At 55.2% G+C, this 26,521-nt stretch carries 25 protein-coding genes and 1 tRNA gene; 14 read left to right on the top strand and 12 right to left on the bottom strand.

The window, feature by feature from the left end; genetic code table 11:
- The 5 genes from ACXAIA_RS02100 to ACXAIA_RS02080 form a co-directional block, all read right to left on the bottom strand.
- Complete coding sequence (locus ACXAIA_RS02100) at positions 1-759, bottom strand: aspartate/glutamate racemase family protein (protein WP_475347884.1); 759 nt, start codon at positions 757-759, stop codon at positions 1-3.
- Positions 756-1,592 carry an ABC transporter permease gene (locus tag ACXAIA_RS02095; RefSeq protein WP_475347883.1) on the bottom strand — a complete coding sequence of 279 codons (837 nt, stop codon included), beginning with the start codon at positions 1,590-1,592 and terminating at the stop codon, positions 756-758. The genes ACXAIA_RS02100 and ACXAIA_RS02095 overlap by 4 nt, the downstream gene beginning before the upstream one ends.
- A 2-nt stretch (positions 1,593-1,594) precedes the next feature.
- Positions 1,595-2,452, bottom strand: coding sequence for an ABC transporter permease (locus ACXAIA_RS02090; protein ID WP_475342932.1), 858 nt, complete (start codon positions 2,450-2,452; stop codon positions 1,595-1,597).
- Positions 2,453-2,590: 138 nt separating this feature from the next.
- Complete coding sequence (locus ACXAIA_RS02085) at positions 2,591-3,907, bottom strand: ABC transporter substrate-binding protein (protein WP_475347882.1); 1,317 nt, start codon at positions 3,905-3,907, stop codon at positions 2,591-2,593.
- Between the two features lie 36 nt (positions 3,908-3,943).
- Positions 3,944-5,029: an ABC transporter ATP-binding protein gene (locus ACXAIA_RS02080; protein WP_475347881.1), complete on the bottom strand. Its 1,086-nt coding sequence runs from the start codon at positions 5,027-5,029 to the stop codon at positions 3,944-3,946.
- 308 nt (positions 5,030-5,337) lie between these two features.
- Between ACXAIA_RS02080 and ACXAIA_RS02075 the strand changes: the two genes are divergently transcribed.
- Together ACXAIA_RS02075 and ACXAIA_RS02070 are read left to right on the top strand one after the other, a co-directional pair.
- On the top strand, positions 5,338-6,087 hold the full coding sequence (locus ACXAIA_RS02075) for a GntR family transcriptional regulator (protein WP_475342935.1): 750 nt from the start codon (positions 5,338-5,340) through the stop codon (positions 6,085-6,087).
- A gap of 515 nt (positions 6,088-6,602) precedes the next feature.
- On the top strand, positions 6,603-8,180 hold the full coding sequence (locus tag ACXAIA_RS02070; protein WP_475347880.1) for an aldehyde dehydrogenase (NADP(+)): 1,578 nt from the start codon (positions 6,603-6,605) through the stop codon (positions 8,178-8,180).
- A gap of 76 nt (positions 8,181-8,256) precedes the next feature.
- On the opposite strand, the gene ACXAIA_RS02065 is transcribed toward ACXAIA_RS02070, so the two are convergent.
- On the bottom strand, positions 8,257-8,706 hold the full coding sequence (locus tag ACXAIA_RS02065; protein WP_475347879.1) for a PaaI family thioesterase: 450 nt from the start codon (positions 8,704-8,706) through the stop codon (positions 8,257-8,259).
- Between the two features lie 322 nt (positions 8,707-9,028).
- Here ACXAIA_RS02065 and ACXAIA_RS02060 point away from each other — a divergent pair, with 322 nt between their 5' ends.
- Complete coding sequence (locus ACXAIA_RS02060) at positions 9,029-9,205, top strand: hypothetical protein (protein ID WP_475347878.1); 177 nt, start codon at positions 9,029-9,031, stop codon at positions 9,203-9,205.
- A 90-nt stretch (positions 9,206-9,295) separates the two neighbouring features.
- The gene (locus ACXAIA_RS02055) at positions 9,296-10,228 is read left to right on the top strand and encodes a LysR family transcriptional regulator (RefSeq protein WP_475347877.1); all 933 of its coding nucleotides are present in this window, start codon (positions 9,296-9,298) and stop codon (positions 10,226-10,228) included.
- 10 nt (positions 10,229-10,238) lie between these two features.
- Here ACXAIA_RS02055 and ACXAIA_RS02050 read toward each other — a convergent pair whose 3' ends face one another.
- On the bottom strand, positions 10,239-11,039 hold the full coding sequence (locus tag ACXAIA_RS02050; RefSeq protein WP_475347876.1) for a CbiX/SirB N-terminal domain-containing protein: 801 nt from the start codon (positions 11,037-11,039) through the stop codon (positions 10,239-10,241).
- A 246-nt stretch (positions 11,040-11,285) separates the two neighbouring features.
- Between ACXAIA_RS02050 and ACXAIA_RS02045 the strand changes: the two genes are divergently transcribed.
- From ACXAIA_RS02045 to ACXAIA_RS02030, 4 genes are all read left to right on the top strand, one after another.
- Positions 11,286-11,987 (top strand): pirin family protein, encoded by a 702-nt coding sequence (locus tag ACXAIA_RS02045; RefSeq protein ID WP_475347875.1) that lies wholly within the window; start codon positions 11,286-11,288, stop codon positions 11,985-11,987.
- 39 nt (positions 11,988-12,026) lie between these two features.
- Positions 12,027-12,497 carry a DoxX family protein gene (locus tag ACXAIA_RS02040; protein ID WP_475347874.1) on the top strand — a complete coding sequence of 157 codons (471 nt, stop codon included), beginning with the start codon at positions 12,027-12,029 and terminating at the stop codon, positions 12,495-12,497.
- A 163-nt stretch (positions 12,498-12,660) separates the two neighbouring features.
- Entirely contained in the window at positions 12,661-13,134 is a 474-nt protein-coding gene (locus ACXAIA_RS02035) for a response regulator (protein ID WP_475347873.1), read from the top strand.
- A gap of 15 nt (positions 13,135-13,149) precedes the next feature.
- Positions 13,150-14,400: a response regulator gene (locus ACXAIA_RS02030; protein WP_475347872.1), complete on the top strand. Its 1,251-nt coding sequence runs from the start codon at positions 13,150-13,152 to the stop codon at positions 14,398-14,400.
- Positions 14,401-14,463: 63 nt separating this feature from the next.
- On the opposite strand, the gene ACXAIA_RS02025 is transcribed toward ACXAIA_RS02030, so the two are convergent.
- From ACXAIA_RS02025 to ACXAIA_RS02015, 3 genes are all read right to left on the bottom strand, one after another.
- Positions 14,464-15,939 (bottom strand): sensor histidine kinase, encoded by a 1,476-nt coding sequence (locus ACXAIA_RS02025; RefSeq protein WP_475347871.1) that lies wholly within the window; start codon positions 15,937-15,939, stop codon positions 14,464-14,466.
- A 31-nt stretch (positions 15,940-15,970) separates the two neighbouring features.
- A complete protein-coding gene (locus ACXAIA_RS02020; RefSeq protein WP_475347870.1) occupies positions 15,971-16,450 on the bottom strand; it encodes a putative pterin-binding protein in 480 nt (159 codons plus the stop codon).
- 89 nt (positions 16,451-16,539) lie between these two features.
- On the bottom strand, positions 16,540-17,724 hold the full coding sequence (locus ACXAIA_RS02015; RefSeq protein ID WP_475347869.1) for an EAL domain-containing response regulator: 1,185 nt from the start codon (positions 17,722-17,724) through the stop codon (positions 16,540-16,542).
- A 161-nt stretch (positions 17,725-17,885) separates the two neighbouring features.
- Between ACXAIA_RS02015 and ACXAIA_RS02010 the strand changes: the two genes are divergently transcribed.
- The 5 genes from ACXAIA_RS02010 to ACXAIA_RS01990 all read left to right on the top strand — a co-directional run bounded on the left by ACXAIA_RS02010 (position 17,886) and on the right by ACXAIA_RS01990 (position 23,374).
- Entirely contained in the window at positions 17,886-18,854 is a 969-nt protein-coding gene (locus ACXAIA_RS02010) for a DNA-binding response regulator (RefSeq protein WP_475342947.1), read from the top strand.
- A gap of 190 nt (positions 18,855-19,044) precedes the next feature.
- Positions 19,045-19,692: a sugar transferase gene (locus ACXAIA_RS02005; RefSeq protein ID WP_475347868.1), complete on the top strand. Its 648-nt coding sequence runs from the start codon at positions 19,045-19,047 to the stop codon at positions 19,690-19,692.
- Entirely contained in the window at positions 19,692-20,894 is a 1,203-nt protein-coding gene (locus tag ACXAIA_RS02000; RefSeq protein WP_475347867.1) for an outer membrane beta-barrel protein, read from the top strand. Before ACXAIA_RS02005 ends, ACXAIA_RS02000 begins: the two co-directional genes overlap by 1 nt.
- Entirely contained in the window at positions 20,895-21,455 is a 561-nt protein-coding gene (locus tag ACXAIA_RS01995) for a polysaccharide biosynthesis/export family protein (protein WP_475347866.1), read from the top strand.
- A gap of 251 nt (positions 21,456-21,706) precedes the next feature.
- Entirely contained in the window at positions 21,707-23,374 is a 1,668-nt protein-coding gene (locus tag ACXAIA_RS01990) for a thiamine pyrophosphate-binding protein (protein ID WP_475347865.1), read from the top strand.
- 36 nt (positions 23,375-23,410) lie between these two features.
- Here the strand turns inward: ACXAIA_RS01990 and ACXAIA_RS01985 are convergent, their stop codons facing one another.
- Together ACXAIA_RS01985 and ACXAIA_RS01980 are read right to left on the bottom strand one after the other, a co-directional pair.
- The gene (locus tag ACXAIA_RS01985; RefSeq protein WP_475347864.1) at positions 23,411-24,058 is read right to left on the bottom strand and encodes a 5'-methylthioadenosine/S-adenosylhomocysteine nucleosidase; all 648 of its coding nucleotides are present in this window, start codon (positions 24,056-24,058) and stop codon (positions 23,411-23,413) included.
- 92 nt (positions 24,059-24,150) lie between these two features.
- Positions 24,151-24,227, bottom strand: a tRNA-Arg gene (locus tag ACXAIA_RS01980).
- A 248-nt stretch (positions 24,228-24,475) separates the two neighbouring features.
- On the opposite strand from ACXAIA_RS01980, the gene ACXAIA_RS01975 reads away from it, so the two are divergent.
- Positions 24,476-26,518 carry a hypothetical protein gene (locus tag ACXAIA_RS01975; protein ID WP_475347863.1) on the top strand — a complete coding sequence of 681 codons (2,043 nt, stop codon included), beginning with the start codon at positions 24,476-24,478 and terminating at the stop codon, positions 26,516-26,518.
- The last annotated feature ends 3 nt before the right edge of the window (positions 26,519-26,521 follow it).

Raw genomic sequence — 26,521 nt, 5'->3', positions numbered from 1 at the left:
TCACCCTTGCGGCGCAAATTCCGCAAACATCCCGTGATAGGCCTTAAGCGGCGGATTGGCATAGGCCCCTGCCTTGCTGGTGCGAAGCCCCAGAAACGCCATCGCCTCGATCATCTTGACCGCCGCACTGACGCCGTCAATCACCGGCACGCCCAACTCTTGCTGTAAGCGATCGGCAATATCGGTCATGCCCGCACAGCCCAGCACAATCGCCTCGGCATAATCATCAGACAGGCACAACTCGGCCTGCTTTTTAAGCGCTGCATAAGCCGCCTTGGCGTTACTGCCTTCGAAATCCAGCGTCCTTACACCAGCCGCCCGAACCACACACTGTGAAGACGCGCCGTATTTCGACACCAGATGTTCAAGCGGGCGGACAGACACCGGCATCGGGGTCACAATCGCAAAGCGCGATGACACGGCAGCGGCCATCCGCATCGCGGCCTCGCAAAGCCCAAGAACCGGCGCACCGGTCAGACACCGCGCGGCATCGACCCCGGTATCATCAAAGCACGCCACCACATAGCCACCGATGGGATCGGCTTCCTGCTCCGGGGCGGCTTCAAGTTCGCGAATGACCGACAGCAACCCGACACTGGCGAAGGCCTCGTCATAATAGCCTTCGATGCTGTCGGGCCCGAATGTCGGGTTAAGGGCGAGAACCTTGGTGGATGCCCCCACAATATTTTCGGCCTGTAACCCGATCTTCTTGGTAAAGCCGGTCGACAGGTTGGGGTTGATGACAGCGATGCGGCTCATGCTTTTTGCCCCTTGCGGCGGCGCATGATCGCAACCGTGCCTAATGCCAAGGCAATCACCAGGAAGGAGAACCCGGTGGTTACAGTCCCCAGCGCATAAAGCACTGGTGTGGTGACATTGGTCGTCATGCCATAGATCTCAAGCGGCAGGGTGTTAAGCGCGCCGGCCGTCATCAGGGTGCGGGCAAATTCATCGTAAGACAGGGTGAACGAGAACATCGCAACGCCGATCAGGCTTGGGCCCACCATCGGCAAAACAACATATTGAATGGTTTGCCAGTTGCTGGCACCCAAATCGCGTGCGGCTTCCTCAAAGGACGGATCAAACCGGTTAAACACCGCAAACATGATCAGAAGCCCGAACGGGAAGGTCCATGTCAGATGCGCACCAAGGGCCGAGGTAAACCATTGCGGCTGCCATTCAACGATGTTGAACAGCAAACCAATCCCCAGCGAAATCAGGATCGACGGCACGATCAGGCTGGCAATCGCCAGATAGAAAATCACACTGTCGCCGCGGAACCGCTTGCGGAAGGCAAGACCAGCCATAAAGGACACAACAACTGTGACCACCATGACGATCAGGCCAAGCTTAAGCGACCGGCTAAACGATCCGCCAAAGTCACCCACCGCCTGCTGTTCAAACAGATTGCCAAACCAGTGGAACGAGAACCCGTTCATCGGGAAGGTCAGACCACCATTCTCGCCCTGGAACGACAGAATGAAAATCGTCAGCATCGGGCCATACAGAAACAGCACGAACAACGCAAAGAATGCCGCAAGGAAATAGAAACTGGTCGGGCGGCGTTCACGGGTTTTGGTGAATAATGCCATGATCACAACTCCTTGCGGATATCAACAAGACGAAGAAGTGCGGTCACAATCAGCAACACCGTGATCAACAGCACCACCGCACTGGCGGCGGCCGCGGGATATTGCAGAAGGCCGATTTCGTTGGAAATCTGCAAACCGACCGAGGCACTCTGTCCGCCACTCATCAAACGCACCGTGATGAAATCGCCCATCACCACCGTAATGACAAAGATCGATCCGATGGCAATGCCCGGCTTGGACAGCGGCACGATAACGGATTTAAGGGTTTCGAACCCGCTGGCCCCGGCATCGCGCGCGGCCTCAACCAAGGAACGGTCAATGCGCATCATGGAATTGAAGATCGGCACCACCATGAACAGCGCATAAAGATGCACATCTGCCAGAACGACTGCGAAGTCGGAAAACAGCAGGAATTCAAGCGGCTGGTCGACAATCCCCAGATTGATCAGGGCAGAGTTCAAAAGCCCGTTACGCCCGAGGAACGGGATCCACGAAATCATGCGGATGATGTTCGAGGTCCAGAACGGGATGGTGCATAGCATAAAGAACACGATCTGCCAGGTCAGACTGCGCACATGAAACGCCAGGAAATAAGCCACCGTAAACCCGATGATCAGGGTAAAGAACCAGGTCAGGGCGGCATATTTCAAAGTGTTGAGATAGATGCTCCAGGTGACCGAGGAGCCCAGCAGATAATTGTAATTCTCGAAAATGAAGTCCGGCAGGATGCGGTATTCGTCATAGTCCCAGAAACTGACCACAACAATGGTCAGAAGCGGGATAACAAGAAATACCGCAAAGATCAGCGCCATCGGCGTGATCAGGAAATAGGACGATCTTTTTGATGTATCAGAAGCCATGCTCTGTCCTTGAAACCCTGCCAGAAAACCAAAAAGTCAAAACGAATAAACAAACCCGGCACCGGAAAATAAAATGGCATTATCAAGCCGGGGTGACGGGCGCGGCCAAAGCCGCACCCACCCAAAATCCGTCGCAGATTATGCTGCGATGAATTCGTTCCATTTGCGGACCATGTGCTTGTTCTCGTCCATGACGGAGTTCCAGCACGCGACCGAGCCCATACGCTCTTCGTAGGAACCACCATCGCGAACAGCGCCAGCTTTTTCCATGACCTTGCCATCCGGGGAAAGGATGTCGCCTTCGGCGGCTTTGCCTTCCATCCAGAAGCCCCATTCGTCTTCGGACATGAACTTCTTCGCGGTTGCCGGTGCAGCGCTGTAGTAACCCTGACGGTTAAGATACGCACCAACCCAGCCCGACAGGTACCAGTCGATATATTCGTAAGCTGCTTCAAGCTCGAGACCCGACAGGTGCTTGGCAAGACCGATGCCGCCACCCCATGCACGGTAGCCTTCCTTAAGCGGCTGGTACTTACATGCGATGCCTTTGGAACGAACCGCTGCAACGGCCGGCGACCACATGGACTGAATAACAACTTCGCCAGATGCCATCAGGTTGACCGACTCATCGAAGCTCTTCCAGAAGGCACGGAACTGACCGGCTTTCTTGGCATCAATCATGACCGCGATGGTCGCGTCGATTTCTTCCTGGGTCATGTTGCCTTTATCACCATAGGTCACTTCGCCCATGGCTTCGCACACCATCGCCGCATCCATGATGCCGATCGACGGAATGTTGAGGATCGATGCCTTGCCCTTGAATGCCGGATCAAGCAGATCGGCCCAGCTGGTGATTTCACGATCAATCAGGTCCGGGCGAATGCCAAGCGTATCAGCATTATAGATGGTCGGGATCAGGGTCATCCACTGGGTCGGCGCGGATGCGAATTCGACGCTGTCGGCACCTTCAACGAAGCCGACGGTATGCGGCGCGGTACCCTGGGCAATTTCGGAATCCGGGGTCAGCTTGCCATCAATGAACAGCTTGGAGATGTACTCATAGTTTTTGAGCTTGGTGGTATCCATCGGCTGCATGGTGCCGGCCGGGAAGACCTTCTTACAGATCCAGTATTCGATATCGGCAATATCAAACGAGTTCGGCTGGGTGACGGCGCGCTGGGCGACCGCATCGGAATCAAGGGCGGTCATCTGAAGCGTAAAGCCAAGATCTTCTTTGACCTTGTCCGCAACGGCGTTGATGTTCGAAACGCCGGTACCGAACTGACGCAGGGTAACGTCCTTGATGTTCTGCGCCCAGATGGTCGGGAAGCCGGTGATAGCACCCGAACCGATGGCAGCACCGGTAACAGCCGCTGCACCCTTGACGAAACCACGGCGCGAAACGCCGCTTTCCGTCTCGATTGATGTCTTCGAAATTTTCTTTTCGATCGTCATGTGAAGCACTCCTGATAGCTTGTTGGTTTATTTCATTCAGGCCAGAACATGTGCATGTTCCGGCTTCCAATAGGCGATGAATTTGTCCAGTCGCCTGACCGGTGCCTGCCGAAATTCGCTTTCGGTCTTCATTAGGGTTAATTCCTTGCCATCGGCCGTGGTGGCGACAATGCGCACCCACAGGCCGAGATATTCGACCGTTGTGATCTCGACAGGGATTTGCCCGTTCTTGCAGTCTTCGGGTGGCGTTTCGTCCAGACCGATCAGGTCGGTACGAATGGTGAATTCAAGTTCTTCGCCCGCCTTGCCATCGGCAAAACCGGGCAGAAGGAAACTGTCCGGACCGCGTGCGAGCAACGTGCCTGCAGGACCCGCTTCCGAAACCGTGCCTTTGAAAATGTTCTGACCGCCCATGAAGTTGGCGATGAAGCGCGATTTGGGCTGGTTAAAGATTTCATGCGGGCTGCCTTTCTGGCGAATGATCCCGTCTTCCATCACGACAACCATGTCCGAAAGCGCCAATGCCTCGTCCTGGGCGTGGGTAACGTGGACAAACGTGATGCCCAGCTCCTGCTGCAGGCGGCGCAATTCATCGCGCATGCGAGCACGCAGGAACGGATCAAGGGCTGAAAGCGGCTCATCAAGCAGCAGAACAGACGGCTCGGTAATCAGGGAACGCGCAAGTGCGATACGCTGCTGCTGCCCGCCAGAGAGCTGGTCGGGCTTGCGATCCGCAAATTGCTCCATATGGACTCGGGCCAGCATCTCTTTGGCCCGATCTTTACGATCCGATGGGGAGACACCTTGCATCTTGAGGCCAAAGGCGACGTTCTCCGCACAGGTCATGTGCGGGAAAAGCGCGTAATTCTGAAACATCATCGCCGTGCCACGTTTGACCGGCGGCAGTTCGGTCACATTGCGATCCCCGATCAGAAGATCGCCTTCGCTGATCACTTCGTGACCGGCGATCATGCGCAGCGTGGTTGACTTGCCGCACCCGGACGGGCCGATCAAGCAGCAATACGCCCCTGCCGGAATTTGCAGATCAATCGATTTCACTGCCTGTGTGCTGCCATAGAATTTACTGACAGCAATCAATTCAATGGCCCCGTTACCCGTCATCCGCTCACCCGTCGCTGCATGCAAAATTGTTAACAATCATGTCAGCGATCCAAGGCAAGATGCGTGCCACTTGTTTTTATTGGCAGTTTTTCAGCGAGTCTCACCAAACAGCCAAAACCTGAGCGTTTGTGCAGAGCACCAGTCTGCCCGTTTTATGCTCACTTTATGCCTTTTTATTAGTCAAAATAATTCATGTGCGAAAATTATAATCATCTTCGCGTGACTCGGGATAATGCAGGGCCAGTTTTCTGTTGTGCAAATCGTCAACAATTTTGTAGAAATGTACGACGACCCAATAACCATGAACGATGGAAAGTATCGTCACGATGGCCAAGGCCGAGCCAACCGGCAGCTATAAAGGCAGCGAAAAGCTGCGCCCGGAGGAAATGATCTATCACGAAATGCTCGACGCGATTCTTGATCGCCGTCTGGAGCCGGGCATGAAGCTCGTAGAGGAAGATCTTGCCAAGACCTTTGGCGTCAGCCGAGCGCGCATTCGCGCCACTTTCCTGCAGCTCGCCCATGACAAACTGATCAATCTGGTGCCCAACCGCGGCGCCTTTGTCTCAGAGCCGACCATCGACGAAGCCATCGAAGTCTTTTCGGCACGCCGCATGATCGAGGATGGCGTTGCCCGCAAGGTCGCCACCAGCATGACCGACGAACGCGCCGCCCAGATCAAAGCGCATTTGGATCGCGAACATGACGCCCATCATCGCGGCGACCATCGTGCGGCCATCATCCTGTCCGGCGAATTTCATCTGTTGTTGGCGCGCCTGAGCGGCAATCTCGTGATCGAGGAATTCCTCGAACGCCTGATCCTGCGCACGTCCCTGATCATTGCCATGTATGAAAGCCCGCAGCCGGTTGATTGCTCCCACAGCGAACATGACCAGCTGCTCAATGCCCTTCTCAGCGGTGATCCCGATGTCGCGGCTGCCGAAATGTCGCGCCACCTTGATGCCATCCGCGATCGCCTGCAACTGCAGCGCCCCAAACCTGCCAAAACCGACTTCGCCAGCATCTTTGGCCGCGTCCCGACCTCCGAAGCCAGCTGAGCACGCGGCGAAGACAGCCATCCCAAAGCAAACCAACCAACCTTTTACAGGCTTTGTGAGCATTCCTCACATTTGAGCACACCGGCGTGGTAAAGGCGCTCTGCCTCGCGGGATCTGGCATGTCTGCACGCCGAAGCGACAACAGAAGTGATGCCGCCTCAGGCTATTCCTTCCCGCGTACCAACAGCTACCTTGCCAATCTTTACCGGCACCAGCACCGACTTTTCCTCTTGAAAACCTGCCGATTTCAATCTGATTGACCATTTTGTTTAAAATATTCGAACTCACCAACGATCCTTTGTTATGGTCCGCACCAACAGGTTTTTGGCCCCGGTCACGTTATTATCATATTGTATGATGTTTACATCGGCGGTGCGAAAATCTAAGCTGCGCTCAGTTTATCAGATTGCGCTACCCGGCCCGATCCCGCCCGCATTTCGGGTGTGTGGTGTCAGGCCGGATTGATGCGCGCAGTCCCGTCAGGTACAGGACTTAACCCCACAGGAGACTCCCACATGTTCAGTGGAAAGCACTATGTCGCAGGCGAATGGATGGATGGCCCGGATGTCTTTCAGGCTGACAATCCGGCAACAGGCGACAAGCTCCCGACCAAATTCCAGCATGGTACCGAGGAAATCGTTGATCAGGCGGTTGTCGCAGCCCAGGCCTGTGCCGAAGATTTCGCATCCATGCTGCCGGCCAAGCGTGCAGAATTCCTGCGCGCCATTGCCGACGAGATTGACGCACGCGGCGATGAAATCACTGAAATCGGCACGCTTGAATCTGCCCTGCCTGCTGCACGCCTGACCGGCGAGCGCGGCCGGACTGTCGGCCAGTTGCGCTTCTTTGCCGACTGGATCGAAGAAGGGTCATGGTTTGAAGCCCGCATTGAAACCGCGCAGCCTGATCGTCAGCCCCTGCCGAAACCCGACATCCGCGTGATGAACAAGGCGCTTGGTCCGGTCGGTGTGTTTGGCGCATCAAACTTCCCGCTGGCCTTTTCGACCGCCGGCGGTGATACGGCATCAGCACTTGCGGCCGGTTGCCCGGTTGTCTTCAAGGGCCATGCCGCCCATCCCGGCACCTCGGAAATAGTCGCCAAGGCGATTGAGGCAGCGGTTCAAAAAACCGGCATGCCCAAAGGCGTGTTCAGCCTGATCCATGGCGGTACACGCAAGGTTGGTCAGGCCCTGGTGACGCATCCGCTGATCAAGGCGGTTGGCTTTACCGGCTCGACCGGTGGTGGCCGTGCCCTGTTTGATATTGCCGTATCCCGCCCGGAACCGATCCCGTTCTATGGTGAGCTCGGTTCAAACAACCCGGTCTTCCTGCTGCCCCAGGCAATGGGTGACAAGGCCGCCGACATTGCCAAGGGCTGGGTTGCGTCACTCACCATGGGTGTTGGCCAGTTCTGCACCAATCCGGGTCTTCTGATCGCGCTCAAGGGTGCGGATCTCGATACCTTTGTCGATACGGCCGCAAGCGAGCTTGGCCAGATTGGCGGCACTGCCATGCTGACCGATCGGGTTTCAAGCGCCTATCACGATGTTACCGACGCCATGACCAAACATGGCAAGGTCAATTGCGCACTGAAACGTCGCGACTCTGATGGCAAATTCGAAGGCAGCCCGGCGATCTTCCGCACCACAGCAGCCGACTGGAAAGCCAACCCGGAACTGGCCGAGGAAATGTTTGGCCCGGCCGGCATCATTGTCGAATGCGACTGCGTTGAAGACATGATTGCCCTGTCGACCACCCTGATCGGTCAGCTGACCGCGACTATCCACATGGTCGATGGCGATGCCGATCTGGCCAATGCCCTGCGTCCGGCGCTTGAAAAATGTGCCGGTCGCATCCTGATTAATGGCTGGCCGACCGGTGTCGAGGTCTGCCATTCCATGGTGCACGGCGGTCCTTATCCGGCAAGTACGGATTCACGCTCGACCTCGGTCGGGTCGCTTGCCATCAAACGCTTTGTCCGTCCGGTCTCCTATCAGGCCTTCCCGGATGCGTTGCTGCCAGCCCCGATCAAGGATGCCAACCCGCTGAATATCCCGCGGCTGGTCAATGGCAAATGGCAGATGCCGGGCTAACCACCGCATATTCGAAAAACAAAGGGACGCAGCCAACCGGTTGCGTCCCTTTTTCATTGGCGATCTGGCTTAGAATTCAGGCATCGCGCGGCACGCCATTGGGATCATCACTGCCACGGTGATATTTGAACGTGCCTGTTGATGTGCCAATCACAGTACCTGCCGCGTCATAGGCGGTTGCCTCGGTAAACACCACCGTGCGGCCACCGCCCTGCTTGCGGCCCACCACACGCACAACACCCTCTTTTGCCATGCCAAGGAAATTGGTGGTCAGCGACAGGGTCAGGGATCTGCGCACATTGCCCGGCACAGGGCAGAAACATACCGCATAGCCAGACGCCGTATCCATCAGGGTGGTCAGAACCCCGCCATGCAGGATACCGGCCCGGTTGCAGTGATGGTTTTGCACATCGAGTTCGATCACCGCATGGTCCTCAGCCCATTCCACCAACCGGTAACCCAGATGATCCTGAAGTCCACTGCCATGGGCCTGTTCATAGGCAAGATTATCGTTCGAACCGGTCATTTTCGGGCACCCCTGTGATCACGTATTCATCAAGCTATAACAGAAAGACGCCCAACGCGAAAACCGCGTTGAGTCGCCAGAAGCACCCAGCCCAGACACCCGTCAAACCAGCGTCAAACCAGTGTCAAACCAGTGTCAAACGCCTCGATACCGCGCCTATGTTGCGCATCGCAACATGGAATAACCATTCAAAATCAATGGATTGAATATACCGTTCTCCAAACAAGAACGGGATGGCGGTGAAACGAGAATAGTTGTTTTAGCAGGGTCTGGGTATACCTGAAATCACCTTAGACACAGACGATCTACAAGGATCAGAGCCATGACCACGATTGCTTATAAAGACGCCACCAGCATTGAACGCGAAGTCCGCATCGGCTGGTTCACGGCCTTTGTTCAGGCCCTTCGTGTTGCAGTCATCATGAAAGCGTCCCAGGCGAAAAACCACGCAGAACTGACGGCGGACTGGAACAAGGCGATGCGTCAGGTTCAGGGTTAATTTCCCCGGCCCTGCAATTTGCAATGATCTGCACGCGCTTGAAGATGCAAAGCCCTTGACGCTTCGGGTTGAACCACCGACAACGGTTCCATGCAAAAGTTTGACATCGTCACCATCCGGCTGTTTGTCGCCATCGTGCGCGCCGGAAGCATCAATGAAGCCGCCCGGCGCGAACATATCGCGACATCGGCCGTTTCGCGCCGTATCGGCGAACTTGAAGCCATGCTGGGTGTCAAACTCCTGCGCCGCCTGCCCCGCGGGGTCGAACCGACCGAAGAAGGCGCGATCTTTGCCCGCTACGGCGAAAAGCTTCTGGGCGACCTGAACCATCTTTCCAATGAATTGCGTGATTTCAACGCCGGTGAGAAGGGCAAGATCTATCTTGCGGCCGTTACCTCGGCGATCCTGACCGGCCTGCCCAGTTTTCTGGCCGATTTTGAACGCGATTTCCCCCATATATCGGTCGATGTCCGTGAACTGACCTCGCGCGAAAGTGCGGAAGCCATTCGCGAAGGCCGTGCTGACCTCGCCATTCTGGCTGATAACAGTCCGCTTGGCAGTCTGGCCCATGATGTCTTTTGTGATGATCCGATCTGGGTCGTGACGCCAAAAGGCCACCCATTGATCCCCAATGCCGACAATCCAAAACCGGTGAAGTTTTCTGAGGCCGCGAAATACGACATCATCTCGCTGTTTGAAGGTGGGGTGATTGATGATCTGATTTCCGAAGCCGCAGCCAAAATCAAACTCGACATGCACCCGCATATCCGCGTGGTGCGTTTCGGGTCCTTGCGGCAAATGATTGCGGCCGGTCTTGGCATCGGCTTTTTGCGCAAAAGCTCGGTCGCAGGATATCTTGGCCATATGAATATCGCCGGCGCCCCGATTGCCGATGACTGGGCCAAGCGCCAATTGCTGATCGCCCATGAAGGCGATGCCAACCTGACCAGTGCCGCGCGCCTGTTTCGGGATTATCTGTTGCGGAAATCGGCCGAAACCCGCTTCAAACCGGTGCTGGGCTGATCACCAGCATTCAGGCAGATCGCTGAACCCGCTCCGCCCACAGATCCTGCCCGGTCGGGCCAAGCGGAACCGCCATGCCGCCAAAGCGCGCAACATGACGTTCGGCTTCACCCAGAATAAGTCCCGGCAATTCTTCCCACTGCCCGATGGGCGGCAGGACCTCGATCCTCTCACCTGATTTGGCATCAATCATTTCCGGCAGATCTTCGCGCGCATGCGTGCCACCCCCGGCCAGCATCGGCACGATGATCGCCTGTTTGTGTGATCCGATATCGCGCCAGTCAGAAAGCGACGGCGATCCTTCGATATTGCCAATACAGATTTCCGCGCCAACGCAAATCCGGCTCAGGCGATCAGCCAGTCGCACGGTTTCCGGCAAGGGTTGCGTCAATGTTTTCAAGCCATGCGGCACAAGAAACACAGATGTCTGCGAAAGATCCCAGTCCCGCTTGCGCGCGGATGCATGAATACGCGCGGCAATCATTTCACCAAAACCGGGCAGATTGATCGCAGGCGGCAGGATGACAGTGTCACTCAGTCCCGCCTGATGCAGTTTAGCGGGCAGTTCTTCAAACACCAAATAGCCTTCGCTAAAGAACAGCGGGAAAACAATCAGGCGATCGGCATCACCGGAGGACTTGAGCTTCTCAAGCTGATCACTGAGTGCAGGTTTGCTTCGCATGTAGCCGTGGCTAAGCGGGCCATTCCAGTCAGGCGCAATTGAGCGGGCAAGATCGCCTGCCGGGTCGCCGCCATTACCACTGTTGCCATGGGACACCATCATCAGTGTCGGCATTTCAAAATCAGTCATGCCAGTCACCATCGTTGCATACTTCAGAGCGTAGTTTGTCATACGCGCCACGCAACCATCTGGATCTTAGCAGGGCTCAAAATACCATGAGTTTGCTTGGTGGACCGAGGGCAGCGATCCGCATCGCGCCCAGCCCGATTGTTGCGAATTTCGCAACACATTGGCGATAATTGGGTGAATTGTACCCTTACGGGAAAAAGGTATTCTATTTTCAACAACGGAACAGATACCCTCGTGGAGGTAGACATGCTTATCAAAGTAGATGCAGATACCCGCGGTCGCGCCCAGTTTGGTTGGCTTGATTCCAACCATACCTTTTCGTTCGGCCATTATTACGATCCGAACCGTATGGGCTGGGGCCCGCTGCGCGTCATTAACGAAGACCGGGTCATTCCCGGTGCCGGGTTCGATACCCATGGCCACAAGGACATGGAAATCATTTCCTATGTTCTGGAAGGTGCCCTTGAACACAAAGACAGCATTGGCAACGGGTCGGTCATCCGCCCGGGCCGGCTGCAACGCATGACGGCGGGCACCGGCATTCGCCATTCGGAATACAACCATTCGAAAACCGATCCGGTGCATTTCCTGCAAATCTGGATCATCCCCGAGGCCGCCGGTCTTGAGCCGGGCTATGAGGAAAAGGAAATCGCACGTCGCGATACCGGTTCCGGCCTGACCCTGATTGGCAGCCGCGATGGTCGCGAAGACTCGGTCACCATTCATCAGAATGTCGATCTTTATGTCGCCCATCTCAATGACGGCGAAACAGCAACACACAAAATCGCAAAAGGCCGGGTTGCCTGGGTGCAGGTTGCACGCGGCACCGTGACGCTGAACGGCGAAACCCTTACAGCCGGTGACGGTGTGGCGATCAAGGATGAAGACGAGATCGTCTTTGCCAATGCCAACGGTGCCGAAGCCCTTTTATTTGATATGGCGGCATAGAACGCGAAACCCGCGTGCCCCATGAACAGGAGAACTGTCATGACGACCCTTGATACCCCACAAACCCGCCCGATCATCCCTGCCCTTGGCAATCTTTGGTCGGCCCTTAAACCGCTTTCGCCTGTTATCATCCGTGTGGCGACCGGCCTTCTTATGGTCCCGCATGGGGCGCAGAAGCTTTTTGGCGCCTTTGGCGGCTATGGGCTTGAAGGTACCGCTGGCTGGCTTGAAAGCATCGGCTTTGCGCCGGGCCTGCTGTTTGCGCTTGCCATCGGCCTGCTTGAGTTCTTTGGCGGCTTGCTGCTGACCGTGGGCCTTCTGACCCGTCCGGTGGCTGCTGCGGTTCTTGTTTTCATGACCGTGGCCGTTCTGACCCATATTCCGGCGGGCTATTTCTGGATTGATGGCGGTTTTGAAACACCGCTGATGTGGGGGCTTCTTGCCTTGGCGACCCTTATTCAGGGTGGCGGCAAATTCTCGATTGATCACAAAGTCGGCCGCGAATTCTGATCATCTCGCCATTTCACGCTTCGTTTTCAACGGGCTGCATTTTTTTTGCAGCCCGTTTTTTTCATCTGTGTCCCCATATGGGGATATTGAAATGGGCGGAAAACAGCAAAAATGGACATCAAGCAAACGAATTACCCACTCCAGAAAAAGCCGGTACCCCGTCATGAATGTCGCAACGCCCAGAAGCAGTCAGAATGATATCGAAATCGCCGACGGTCTGCGCCGGTGCAAAGGCGACAACGCCTATGGCAAGCAGAACAACGAAAAGCGTTTCCTGCTCGTCGATGACAGTATCGAGGTCCGCTTCTCTGTCCGGCGTGTCTTGCGCAGTGCCGGGGCCACCCAGATCGACGTTGCGGAAAACGGCGAAACCGCCTTGCAGATGCTCGCTCAGGCCGGTCGCAAACAGAACCCCTATGACGTGGTCATCATGGACTATATGATGCCGGGCATGTCGGGGATCGAAATGCTTTATGAAATCGAGCGCCGCGACATCAAGAATGCCGAAGGCACGCGCAAGATCATGCTGACCGGCTTTTATGACGCCAAGGTCAACGCCGAAGCCAAATCTGTTGGCGCATCAATTGTGCTCAGCAAACCATGTGATGCCGCCAGTCTTTCTGCCGCAATCTCGTAGGTATCGCGCAAAGAAATGCAGCAAAATGCTTCGATCATATTTGTCGATGATGACCCCAATGTCCTGCGCGGGTTGCGTCGCCGTATGGTTTCAAAGCGACCAAATTGGAATTTGCGGTTTTTCGAAAGTGCCGAACAGGCCCTGATCGGACTTGAAGAATACCCCGCCGACGTGGTCATTTCCGATATGCGCATGCCTTCGATGGACGGCGCAGAATTCCTGCGCATCGTGGCAAAACGATCGCCGCAAACATCGCGCATTCTGTTATCGGGCTATGCCGATGAAATCGCCATTCAGAATGGTGCTGCCGCCACACATCACTTCCTGACCAAGCCATGCAGCGACAATGACATCATTCATGCCGCCGAACGCGGTTTGATCCTGAACGGGTATTTGCGCGATCCGTTGCTGGTTGATCTGCTGTCTCGCGTTCCGGCGGATCTGATGTGGCCGTCGACCTTCCGGCGCCTGCACACCATCTTGCAGTTCAGCGGCCCCAGCAGCCATACCGAGCTTAATGACTTCGCCCATGATCACCCGGCCTTAACCGCACTTGCGGCTGAGCTGGCCCAGCGTGAAGAGCTTGTCCCGGCGGATGCACAGCCCGACTTTGTCGGACTTTTGAAAGTTCTCGGGATCGAGACCATCAAGGCCTTGTGTATCTTGTGGTGCGAACTTGGCCAGCCAAGCAATTTTGATGGCAGCCGGATCAATATCGCCCTGCATCGCCCGCTTGTCCTGGGGCAGATGGCCGCCAATATCGCGCGCCTGCGCAATCTTGCCCCCGATACAGTTGATCAGATCCGGGCCGCCGCCCTTCTGTGTCACATCGGCGAAATCATCATCGCCAATGTCCTGCCCGAACAACTTGCCGCCAGCCGCCACCGCGCGGATGCCGATAACTGCGATATCGTTTCCGCCGAAATCAGCGAGATGGGCTTTGCCCACCCGGCGGTGTCTGCCTGCATCTGTGCTTGCTGGGGCTTTCCCCATCAGATCATTGAAAACATCGCATTTCACCATCGACCGGAATCGGCCCCAACGGCCAATTCCGAAAGCCTGCTGATTGTCTATGCCGCGCAGCATTTTGCCCGCAAGGCCGGTGTCGATGGTGCAACCCGTGCACAGAAATACGACCTCGCCAGCGGCTATATCACCAAATGCGGGGCCGCGGCCGAGTGGCCTGTTTGGGAACGGACGTGTTTGGAAAAACACGTTCCGCTGGAACGCGCCGCGCACGGGCCAGTCAGCCAGACCGCCCACTAAGCCAAACGCCCCAAGCAGGGTGTTTAAACCTGCTTGCTGGAAGGGTAGCTTTAATTCAGCAGATCATCTCAGAAGACTGTTCAGATCGCTCGGCCCTTCAAGAAGGTCGGCGTTGGTATCGGCCATCGCGGCGTGATCGGGTTTTGGCAAGCGGATCACGAATTCTGCCCCGTCTGTATAATCGGCCGACAAGGTCAGATCGCCGTTGAAATCATCCTGAATAAGCTTGCGACAAATCGGCAGGCCCTGGCCGGTTCCGACACCGCGTTCCTTGGTGGTAAAGAAGTAATCGAAAATCCGTTCACGGATTTCTTCGGGCACCCCGCCGCCATTATCGCGCAGGCGGATATAGACATTGTCGTCATCTGAGCTCACCAGCAGGTCGATATTGCCACGTCGCTGACCACTTTCGCGAATGGCTTGGGACGCGTTGACGATCAGATTGATCAATGCCTGCGACAAATGGTTTCTGCGGCCGCTGACTTCGGTGACGTCTGCTTGCATCGAAACGTCCAGATCGGCGATATGCTTGACCTGGTTCCGGGTAAGCGTCACGGCGGTATCAATTTCCTCGTTAATCGAAATCAGTTCCACCGCATCGGTCGTCGGATGGGCAAACTTGCGAATGCCGCGCACGATTTCTGCAATCCGGTTCAGGCCCTGAATGCTTTCATCGATTGCCATCGGCACTTCTTCGCTGATGAAGTCGATCTTGTCGTTATCAAGATTAAGCTTTGCCGGTTCCTTGGGGTCCTTGCGCTCGATCGCGCCGACAATATCGGCAAAGCTGTCAGACAGGAATTCCAGATTGTTCTGGATATATTGCGCCGGCGTGTTGATTTCATGGGCAACCCCGCCAGCCAAGGTGCCAAGCGCATGCATCTTGGCATAATCGGCGGCTTCTTCGATCACTTCCTGTTCCTGGCGCGCCTTTTGGGTGGCGATATCGGCGGCAAAAATCTTCTGACGCTGGCGCAACATGAACCCGCCCAGCACCGCCATCACGATAACGCCGACAAAGAACAGATATGACAGCACCTGAATATCGGTCTTCACGACCGAGATATTATTGGCGTTATAGACCGAGACAAAATTGGTAGTCCGCACCACCGCCTGCTGCAAGGCCTCGTTCATCGGCTCAAGCAGGCGATAAAGCTCGCTCAGTTTTTCTGCGGGATCGGTGATGCTTGCCATGGCGGCATCGATCTCATCGATCTGCACTTCGAGCTGATCGACCGTCTCGGCAACTTCGGGCACGGTGAACAGAACCCTGAACCCTTCGCCTTCGCGCAACAGGATGACACGACTGACCAGAATTTCGTATTCCAGCAGAATGTCATCGACCACTTCATCGCGAAGGCCAACCCGGCCAAATGCAGCTTCGATATCGCGCTGAAGAACCAGAAACTGGCGCTGCACCTGAAAGACTGCCCAGACGAAGTTTTCGCGATAGGTGAATCGCTCATCGTCAAGTTGGCGGACAATGGCCGTGGACAGGATGCCATACAACGCAACGAACAGGACCAATGCGATAAACATGGCCCTGCCCGTCGTCTTGAAAAAGAATGACTTAATTCGCTGCATCAACCGACTTTACCTGCCAGACGGAATAAGCCCAATAGGTATCAGTCTGAAACCGCTCGTCTGCGTCATAGGGGAAAATCACCCAGAACGGCCCCTTTTCACGCACCGACATCTCGGCGTCGTTCAGATGGTAGGCCAGAATGGCACCGTCTTCGCGCAGGATGTCAACCGGCACCATGACGTTATAATCATTTAGGGCAGACACACGCACGGTCTCTGCTTCCAGACCATAGGTATCAAACAGCAGGTCAAAGGCCACGCCACGGAACGTCTGGACACCATCGGTCCACTGGGTCGAAGTGTTGATTTCAGTCGCCTGCAAATCCATCAGTTCCTGCATGGACACACGGACCGTTTCACCATCGGCCTTGGTCATGGAAAGCGTGCCGCCAGCCAATGCCGGGCTGACCAGGAAACCAAGCAGTGCGATCGCCATCGCGATCGCTTTAAGTGCATTATGCATCATCGTTTTCATGCTCCATCACATGCCTATAGATAGTGGTCACCGGCACGTGTTTTTCAATGCCTGAAACCGGAGATTTGCCAAGACAGTGCCTAGCCCGTCGCCACAAGCGAGGTTGACGCACTTGCTTCCCAATTATCAAGGGAAACCGGTGTGCCAAGGTGGAAGCCCTGCAGTTCGCTAATCCCGTAGACTTGCAGCTTTTCGGCGACCTTGGCGCTTTCAATGCCCTTGGCAGAAATCGACAGGCCCATTTTCGAACAGACCTGCGCGATCCATTCAACAAAGGCATCATCGAGGAAATCGCTCATGGTCCCGCGCACCAGATCGCGATCAAGCTTGATCCCGGCAAAGACTTCCTGACGCAAAAGATCGAGTGAATTGTTCCCCGAACCAAAATCATCAATCAAAAGCCCGATACCGCGTTCACGCAGGCGGGTCGCATTGGCCAGCATCTCAAGATCATTGGGTGCCAGTTGGCGTTCGGGAATTTCAAAACTCACCTTGACCCCGCGCATCCGCATCTTTTCATAGAAGCGAATGATCAGCTCGAAGAATTGCGGCGTCTTGAGCGAGAAGGCCGAAAGATTGACGGCCAGATTGGCCTGATCACCCAGAAGCGCGCTATAGCGCGGTGCCTGATCGACCATGATCGCCATCATCTGGCTGCCCAGGCGGTTGATCACCGGGTTTTCCTGACAGGATTCGATGATCTCGTCGATGCCAAATTCCTTCTCCAGTGTCGGCATGCGACACAGCACCTCTGCCCCGCACAGACCCAGATCGCTTGCCCGGAAACGCGGTTGCAGGACGGTATGGAAGTCCGCGCGATCAATCGCATTATTGACCATCAGGGCCGAAGGGCCGCTGGTGACCTTTTTAACCGCAGCTTCGGTATTGAGGATGCGGTCAATTGCCTCTTTGAGCACCGCAACCGAAACCGGCTTGGCCAGAACACGCGTTACCATTGCCTGATTGATTGCTTCGCGCAGCGACAGGCTTGAAACGTTACCAGATAGCAGCATCCGGTGGATATTTGGCGCCATGCGCGCCGACTGCTTCAGGAAGGAAATACCATCAAGTTCGGGCATGACCAGATCGGCAATGATCAGGTCGGTCCGCTCGCGGTTCTGCGCGAGCCAGTCCAGTGCGTTTTGCCCGTCTGTGTGGGTGACGAATTCAAAGCAACCCGACAGGGTCCGGCGCACAGCCGCCAGCAGCTTTTCATCATCATCGACCATCAAAATGACGGGGCGTTGTTTTTCAACCTGATCCATAAATGGAGATCTCCATTCGCGCGGTTTGCACGGTTTGGGCGATTATCTTTTCGAACAGAAGCCCTTAAATGCGTGCTATACGAACAGCAGGACTTTGAGGGTTCGGAGATTAGTGTCAGACTACCTTTCTCGGACATCCCCATTTGTGGAGGGCGCTTTTGATGACGGCCAAAAAGACGGTGCGAATTGCATTTGTTGATGATGACGAGAACCTTCTGTCGTCACATCGCCGCAATTTTTCCCGCCTGCGTCCGGACTGGGAGGGCGTCTTTCTCAATGACCCGATTGCCGCGCGCGATGCGATCACGGCAGACGCGGATATTTCGGCCGTTATTCTTGATATCCACATGCCCGGCATGACCGGCCTTGAACTGGCTGCCGAATTGCGCACCGTGCGCAAGGACCTGTTGATTTTGATGCTGACGGGCTATGCCGATCTGCAATCAGCACTGCTTGCGGTGAATGAGCTCGGTGTGTTTCGCTTTTATCCCAAGCCGACCATGCTTGAGACGATGCTTGATGACATCGAGGCCGAAATCAAAAGCCGCCTTGGCCAAAGCGAAGACACCCTGCCGACCGAATTTCTTGATCTGTTTGAACTGGGCGTGATTGCGGTCGATGAAGACCTCAACATCCTGCATTTGAATGCGCAGGGGGCTGATGTATTGCGCCGCTCCTCGCTGGTGCGCTCCGGATCCCAGGGACGCCTGATCATTGATCCCAGTCCGGACGGGCTGGCCGGGTTCCTCTCACCACCTGGCAAGAACGTGCCGCGCAGCCATCAAAGCTTCTCGCTTGAACGCGACGGTGAAAAACTTTCGCTTCTGATCCGGCGTGTCCCCAAAAAGGCCGATGGCACGCAAAGCTTCATGATCATTTTGGTCGATCCGGCGCAACAACGCCCGCCTGCGATTGACGATCTGATGGACCTGTTCGGCCTGACCCGGTCCGAGGCAAAACTGACCCAGAAACTGGCCGAGGGACTGGCGCTAGATCAGGCAGCCGAACTTGTCGGAATTTCGCATTCTTCGGCACGGACATACCTTAAGACTATCTTTTCAAAGACCGGTGTGAACCGCCAGCCACAGCTGATGAAGACCGTGCTTTCAAGCATCCCGTCCTTGCGCTAACAGCCTGTAACTTTGGGCTTAAATCGCGCAATCCGACCAAAGACCCACGTCATAAAAACTTGAAAACGCGCCCAATACATCTACCCTGAGTTATGAAATATCAGGGTCATGAATGTTGGGGTGGGCATCCGGCTTGATGGGGAATACCGACACATCAGAACCAATGCGGGCCAGGGCGTGGCGGGTTTCCGTGCGTAATGGATGTGTCAAACGTAGCTGTGATCTTGTCCTTGCCGGAATTGGCCTGGTCATCCTTTTCCCGGTCATGATCGTCATTGCCGCCTTGCTGCTTGGCTTGGGCTTTACCAAACCACTTTTCGTTCAAAAACGCGTTGGCCAGAACGGCCAGACCTTTGTCATTTTCAAGTTTCGAACCCTGCGGGATCGAACCTGTCACCCCGCTTCCCCATCAAGTCTGCGCCGATCGAACCGTTTCACAGCGACCTTACGCCGCACCGGCCTTGACGAGTTGCCGCAACTTTTCAATGTGCTGCGCGGCGACATGTCGCTGGTTGGTCCGCGCCCGCACAGCCTTGCGGATCATCATGGCTTTTCTGCCCGCATCGCCGATTACAGCGCCCGCCTAACCATCAAACCCGGCATGACAGGCTGGGCGCAAATTCAGGGCTGGCGCGGTCCGGTTTGCGGCGACGATCATTTGCGTGCACGCACGGCCTGCGATCTTGAATATGTCCGGCGTCAAAGCCTTGTCTTTGATGGGATCATTCTGATCCGCACACTTGTATTGCCCTTCAAAACACTGGCGCCATCCAAACCGTGGCACAGACCCTGCCACGGGCTGAAACCCTGCCTTCAATGTAACCGGCGGCAGGTTTGATGCGCGGATACCTTCTGGCCATCGCACTCATTTGTGCCATCACGCCAAGCGCAGCTCTGGCGATGGATGCACCGGATGAGGCCAACGGCATTCGGATCGGACGGCTTCTGGCAACCCCGTCGCTTGATATCGGCACGCGCTATGACAGCAACATTTTTCAAAGCGATGCCAACCCGACCGATGATGTCATCACAACCCTGACCCCGCGCCTGACCCTGCAAGGCGACTGGCGGATTTTTCACCTGCATCTTTCGGCCGGTGGCGAGCTCGGCTTTTTTGCCGACTCTTCGGACGATGATTATCAGGACATTGAACTGCGCGCGGCAGGCAGTCTGGAGCTTGGTGCGACCTCGCTTGACGGCGGGTTTGAGATCAAGCGCACCCACGATCCACGGGGCAGTAACGATGTCTCAACCAGTGCCACCGCGCCGGTAATTTACCGCGATGTAAGTGCGCAAATCGGCGGACGCCATGTCACCAATGGCCTGGATTATGAATCACTGTTTTCCCTGCGGCGCCTCGCCTTTGACGACAGTACCGCACGCAATGGATCACGCATCCGCAATGATGACCGCGATCGCCTTGAACTGCGCGAAACCCTGCGTGTTCTGATGCCGCTTGATCTTGGCCGCGAAGCCTATGGCGAGATCAGCTTTAACCAACGCCAATATAACCGCACGCCCGATGATGACGGGCGCATTCGCGATTCCGCGGGCTATCAGCTGCTTGGCGGCATCCGCCTTGACCTGACCGATCTGATCACGGCCGATCTGGCAGCCGGCTGGATGAGCCAGTCCTATGCCGACCCGTCTTTTGGCGATATCGGCGACTACACACTGCGCGGTGATTTTGACTGGGCGATTACACGCCTGACCAACATCACGTTCAACGCCGCACGCACCGTACGCGAAACGACCCAGACCGGCGCCAGTGGCATTCTGGCCTTTGAAGCTGGAACCGGCATTTCGCATGAACTGCGTCGCGGGCTTACTGTTTCGCTTAACGCTGCCTACAGCTCTGAGACCTATCAACAAACCACACGGCGTGATCGCACCCATCACCTTGGCTTTGGCCTGCGCTATGGGCTTAATCGCTTGACTAAAATCGAAGGCGGCCTTGCCTATGACCAGCGAAATTCAAACCGTCCGGGCGAGGATTATGACCGCCTGCAAAGCCACATCCGCCTCAAGCTGGAGATGTAAATGATCCCGAAACACCCGATATCCGGCGTATCACCCTGGCGTCTTTTTGCCCTGATGGTCCTCATCCTGACCCTGTTAAGCACTCCCGGCACACAGGCCCAGACCGTCTATGTCATGGATAGTGGCGATACGGTGCGGGTCACGGTGTTTGGCGAGCCGGACCTGTCAGGCGAATTCAAGGTCGATGCCATGGGTCGGCTTAATCTGGCACTGATCGGGCCGGTTGATGCGCGCAACCTCACCCCGGATCAGGCACGCCAGAAAATACATGACGCCTATCTTGATGGGTATTTGCGCCATCCAGATATCGCGGTTGAAATCATCGCCTTTCGCCCGTTTTTCATCATGGGTGAGGTTAATCAACCGGGATCCTATGACTATGTACCTGGCATGAATGTGCTCAATGCCATCGCGGTCGGCGGGGGCCTGACCTATCGCGGGGATGAGGACGATATCGAAATCCTGCGCGGGCATGACGCATCGCGCGTCGTCATCCCGGCAACCCTTGCCACCATCGTCATGCCGGGCGACATCGTGCGTGTGGCCGAAAGGTACTTCTAAGTTGACGGGAATCCACTGGGGATGGGCCGCACTGCAGCATAATGCTCTGCCGTTTTTTGGCAAAAACGCAGGGGTTTTAGAACCGCTCCATATATCGTCGGATTTTCCGCTGTTTTGCCGATCAGACGTCTTTACCTTTGCCCGTTTTCCATGATGAAATCGCGATCACGCCATCATCAGGGTCAAAACCCGGATGGCAAACAGATAACCTGAAAAGCCCATTTTGCCCCACGCAACGGAGTTCTTAAAACATGTCCGGGAAAACAGAAACGCGCCATGGCGGACGCATTCTGGTCGATCAACTGGCCCTGCACGGGGCGGAACGCGTCTTTCTTGTCCCGGGCGAAAGCTACCTCGCCGTGCTTGATGGCCTGGTCGATCATCCCGACATGGAACCGATCATCTGCCGTCAGGAAGGTGGCGCTGCCATCATGGCAGAGGCCTATGGCAAGCTGACCAACAAGCCGGGCATCTGCATGGTGACGCGCGGCCCGGGTGCGACCAACGCATCGGCCGGCGTTCATGTCGCCCATCAGGACAGCACACCGATGATCCTGCTGGTTGGCCAGATCGGGCGTGACATGGTCGATCGCGAAGCGTTTCAGGAAGTCGATTACCGCAAGATGTTCGAACCCTTGGCCAAGTGGGTCGGGCAGATCGATGACATCAACCGCATCCCGGAATATATCAGCCACGCCTACCACATCGCGACATCCGGCCGCCCCGGCCCGGTGGTTCTGGCGCTTCCCGAAGACATGCTGTCTTCAAGTGCGGACGTACCGGATGCCAAACCCTATGTCCCGATTGAGGCCAAAACAGCCCCCGAAGACGTCGCCCGTTTCCGCGAGGCGCTTTCGAAATCCGAAAAACCGGTGATGATCGTCGGGGGTGGCGGTTGGACCCGTGAAGCGACTGAAAACCTTAAATCGTTTGCACTTCGTAACAATGTGCCAATTGCGACAAGCTTCCGCTGTCAGGACTATATCCCCAACACGCACAGCCACTTCATCGGCGATGTCGGCATCGGCATCAATCCCAAGCTGGCCGAATTCATCAAGGACAGCGATCTTGTGATTTTGGTTGGCTCACGCATGGGGGAAATGACCAGCAGTGGCTATAGCCTGCTGGATATCCCCTGCCCGAAACAGAAACTGGTGCATGTTTACAGTGGGCCCGATGAATTGGGCCGGGTCTATCGCCCGGATGTCGCGATCAATGCATCGCAGCGTTCCTTCCTGCGCGCGATTGCGATGATGGAGCCGGTAGATGGATCGGCCCGCCACGAGATGATTGAAACCGCACATGCCAATTACATCGCCTTTTCCACCCCGGTCGAAACCCCGGGCGATGTCAAAATGGCCCATGTGGTGGCGGAACTGCGTGAAAAACTGCCCGATAATGCGATTGTCACCAATGGGGCGGGCAACTATGCCGCCTTCCTCCATCGCTTCTTCCGCTATCGGGAATACCGCACCGAACTGGCCCCGACATCGGGCTCGATGGGCTACGGATTGCCGGCCTCGGTCTCGGCCAAGCTGGCCCATCCGGACCGCCCGGTGGTTTGCCTTGCCGGCGACGGATGCATTTTGATGCACGGGCAGGAATTTGCCACCGCCGTGCAATATGGTGCCAATATCATCACGCTGGTGGTCAATAACGGCATGTTTGGCACCATCCGCATGCATCAGGAACGCAACTATCCCGGTCGCGTTTCGGGCACCGAACTGCACAACCCGGATTTCGCGGCCTACGCCAAGGCCTTTGGCGGCTACGGCGAAACCGTCACCAGGACAGAGGATTTCGGACCGGCCTTTGAGCGCGCCATCGCCTCAAACAAACCCGCCATCCTCGAAATTCAGGTCGACCCACAGGCGCTCACCCCGGTCAAAACCCTTGATCAGATCCGCGCAGGCACCTGAGAATTCCTGATTGTTTCGAAAATGCAACAAGAGGGATCAGCGTTTGGGAATGCTGATCTCGCCGCTTTCAAGACCAGCCTTCAACGCATCAATGGCAACAGCCAGTTTTTCATCGACCACATGCAGATAAGCCGTCCAGTCGGAAAGCTTGAAAAGCTCTTCCTTGCCATCGGAAATGCCGCGCAAACCGATCAGCGGCACATCAAACTTGTGACAGGCGCGCAGGATGGCAAAGCTTTCCATATCGACCATATCGGCATCAATGACGTCATAAGCTGCGCCTGACACCACATTGGCGCCGGTCGACAAACGTGCTTCGGGGATGCCGGGGATACGATGCGGCATCTCGATCTCGGCTGGCAACTCGACAAACGGCGTGCAGCCCTTCTCAAAACCCAGAACCGACGCATCCATATCGCGATAGGACACGGAAACAGCCTGATAGACCTCGGCCTGCTCCAACGTGCGCGACCCGGCCGACCCCAAGGTCACAACAAGATCAGGCAAATCACCAGCCAACTTCAATTCGGTCAAGGCGGCAGTCAAATTGATCGCAGCCTCCACCGGCCCAACCCCGATCATCAAAGGCGTAAACCGCGCCTTGAGGAATTCCCCATACTCCGCCGGCGCCGCCATACAAAACAGCACGTTATAACCAGAAAGGTTGTGAAGGTAGCCGCGCATGATCTAGATCCCGAAATTCGAATAAGTTCGGGAAGACTAAACACCCATGCCGAAAATACCAGCACAAACACGGTTAGGATTTTAGGGGAAATTGGCGCACCCGACAGGATTCGAACCTGTGGCCTTCGCCTTCGGAGGGCGACGCTCTATCCAGCTGAGCTACGGGTGCCTTTAGCGGATTGCGTGATACAGGTTTTAAGAACAGCAAGCAAGAATTTTCAGTGTGGTTTACGGCGAACTCCCGTGCCAGCAGTGCTTAAGGAGTCAAAACAAACTCAAGCTTCCTCTTTCCCCCAACGCAGACAAAATTACGCATTTCAAAATTTAAAATTTCCAATCTCTAAATTTTTCTCTGCTATCAGTTGAATACAGTCATGCATAATATCGCTTCACATCGGCTTTATAGTGGTTATTCCAATGCAGCAGTCAAACGCCTACGATATCGCCAAGTCTCTCATTCAGATGGCCGATCAGTTCTTCACCATTCCGGAAGAGTTCGAAGCGACCTCTGAGTACTCGACACTACGCAAAGAACCTGTCCTGCAAGCTGCATTTGAGCTCGCACCGGATAGTCCGGATATTGCATATGCACTGGCTCGGTTCTACGAGAGTCGAGAAAACCTGACCGCTGCGATCAAAACGCTGACTGACATTCGATCGAGAGGCATCATTGCTGATGCGACCACCTTTCTTGAGTGTAAGTTACGGCTGCGTATGAGTGATCTTGAAGGCGCACTTGATGTGTTCAAACAGGTAAAAGATCAACTAAGCCCAAACTTTTTCCAGCCGAAGAACCTTTCTTTGCTACTCAGAACATTTGTCGGGTCTGAGGCGTTTAAACAGCCGTTAGACAAGTATTTCGACAAACTTTTCTTTATTGAACACCTTTTAAGCAAGCCCAACAGCTGGCTGCAGTCCATCGGGCCAGCTCTTCAGGAAAGCGTTATGTACGACCTGTTTGCCTATATGAAGGCAAAGGTTCAGAGCCAAGGTGCGCGCTTTATCGTATTTTATAATGACGATGTGCTACGTGTAAAAAATCGTAGCGAGACAGAAAACATGCTTCTTGGCATGAAGCTTTGGCAGAATATGGGGGTCCGTGAAAAGTGGCTTAGAGGCTGCCCGCCACATATCGAAGAACATTACAACGGCATCCCGCATTTCTCGCCTGAATATCTCAGCCAGGTTTTTGACGGCCCGCAAAGCCACATCCAATCAACACGCCTTGTTCTTCAGGACATGGAATCTTCTTACATCAATGTAAGCCAAGGCTGCCGTCATACGGTGGGGCACCCTGAACACGCTGATAACCGGGTTATGCTGTTTGGTGCATCAGATGTTTTTGGATACGGCTCCGAAGATAGCCACACAATTGCCAGCTATCTGCAAAGCTATCTTACCCAAAAATCCGGCAAAGATGGGAACAAGACATTCAAAGTCGAAAACCATGGCTTGCGCGGCTCAACCGTTCTTGTCTGGTTCAACAATATCCTTCACCAGCATCTGGTAAAAGATGATGTGGTAATTGTTTGGTCGACATTTGAATTGCCGGAAGAGTTCGTTTCAAAGTCAGGGATTGAATACGAACACATCAATCTCAGTCGACCACATGATTATGGCGAATTATTCATTGACCATTCTCACGTCGGCCCACGTGGCAACAAGCTTTTCGGCAAACGGATTGCTCAGAGGCTTTCTAAGCCCGCTGCGACAGCGAACCCGGATGCTGCGCCAATAACGGAGCAGCAATACGCACGTGCACACAATGCCCTTGGCCTGCAAAAATACACCCTGTACCGGACATTCAGCAAAATGTTCGAATCACAAGGTCTCGACACATACGTGGCCTATCTTGATGAAGTCCGAGAGCCCGGACACAAAAAATACGGCAGCGTAGCTGTAAACTGTAACCCGTTTACACTTGGCCATCTGCACTTGCTTGAATATGCGGCAAAGCAGGTTGATTTTCTTTATGTGTTTGTCATCGAGGAGGATATGTCATTCTTCCCGTTCAAGCACCGCAAAGAGATGGTGCGTGACGGGCTTGCGCATCTCAAGAATGTCAAGGTGATCGACGGGGGCCGGTATATTTGTACGACTGTCACTTTCCCGGAATACTTTTCGAAAGAGGACAAAAATGATGTGCCTGCAGATGCCTCGGTAGAAGCATGGTTTTTCTGCGAATACATCGCCCCGCGCCTCGGCATAACCGAAATCTTTCTCGGTGATGAGCCAAAGTGTCAGCTTACCAAGAAATACAATGCGAAAATGGCTGAAATACTGCCAACCTTCGGGATTGAGGTGGATATCATTCCAAGAATCTCAAACGGCGATCAGGTCATTAGCGCATCAAGCGTGCGTGCCTTCCTGAAAGAAGGTGATTTTGACTCCATCGGACAAATCACCCCGAAAACAACGCTGGCATTTCTTAAGAAGCACTACGCACCACAGATCGCCTGACGA

The sequence above is a fragment of the Thalassospira sp. ABL2_045 genome (assembly GCF_056161285.1).
The sequence above is the reverse complement of the archived record's forward strand: the minus strand, read 5'-3'. Positions and strand labels throughout refer to the sequence as shown.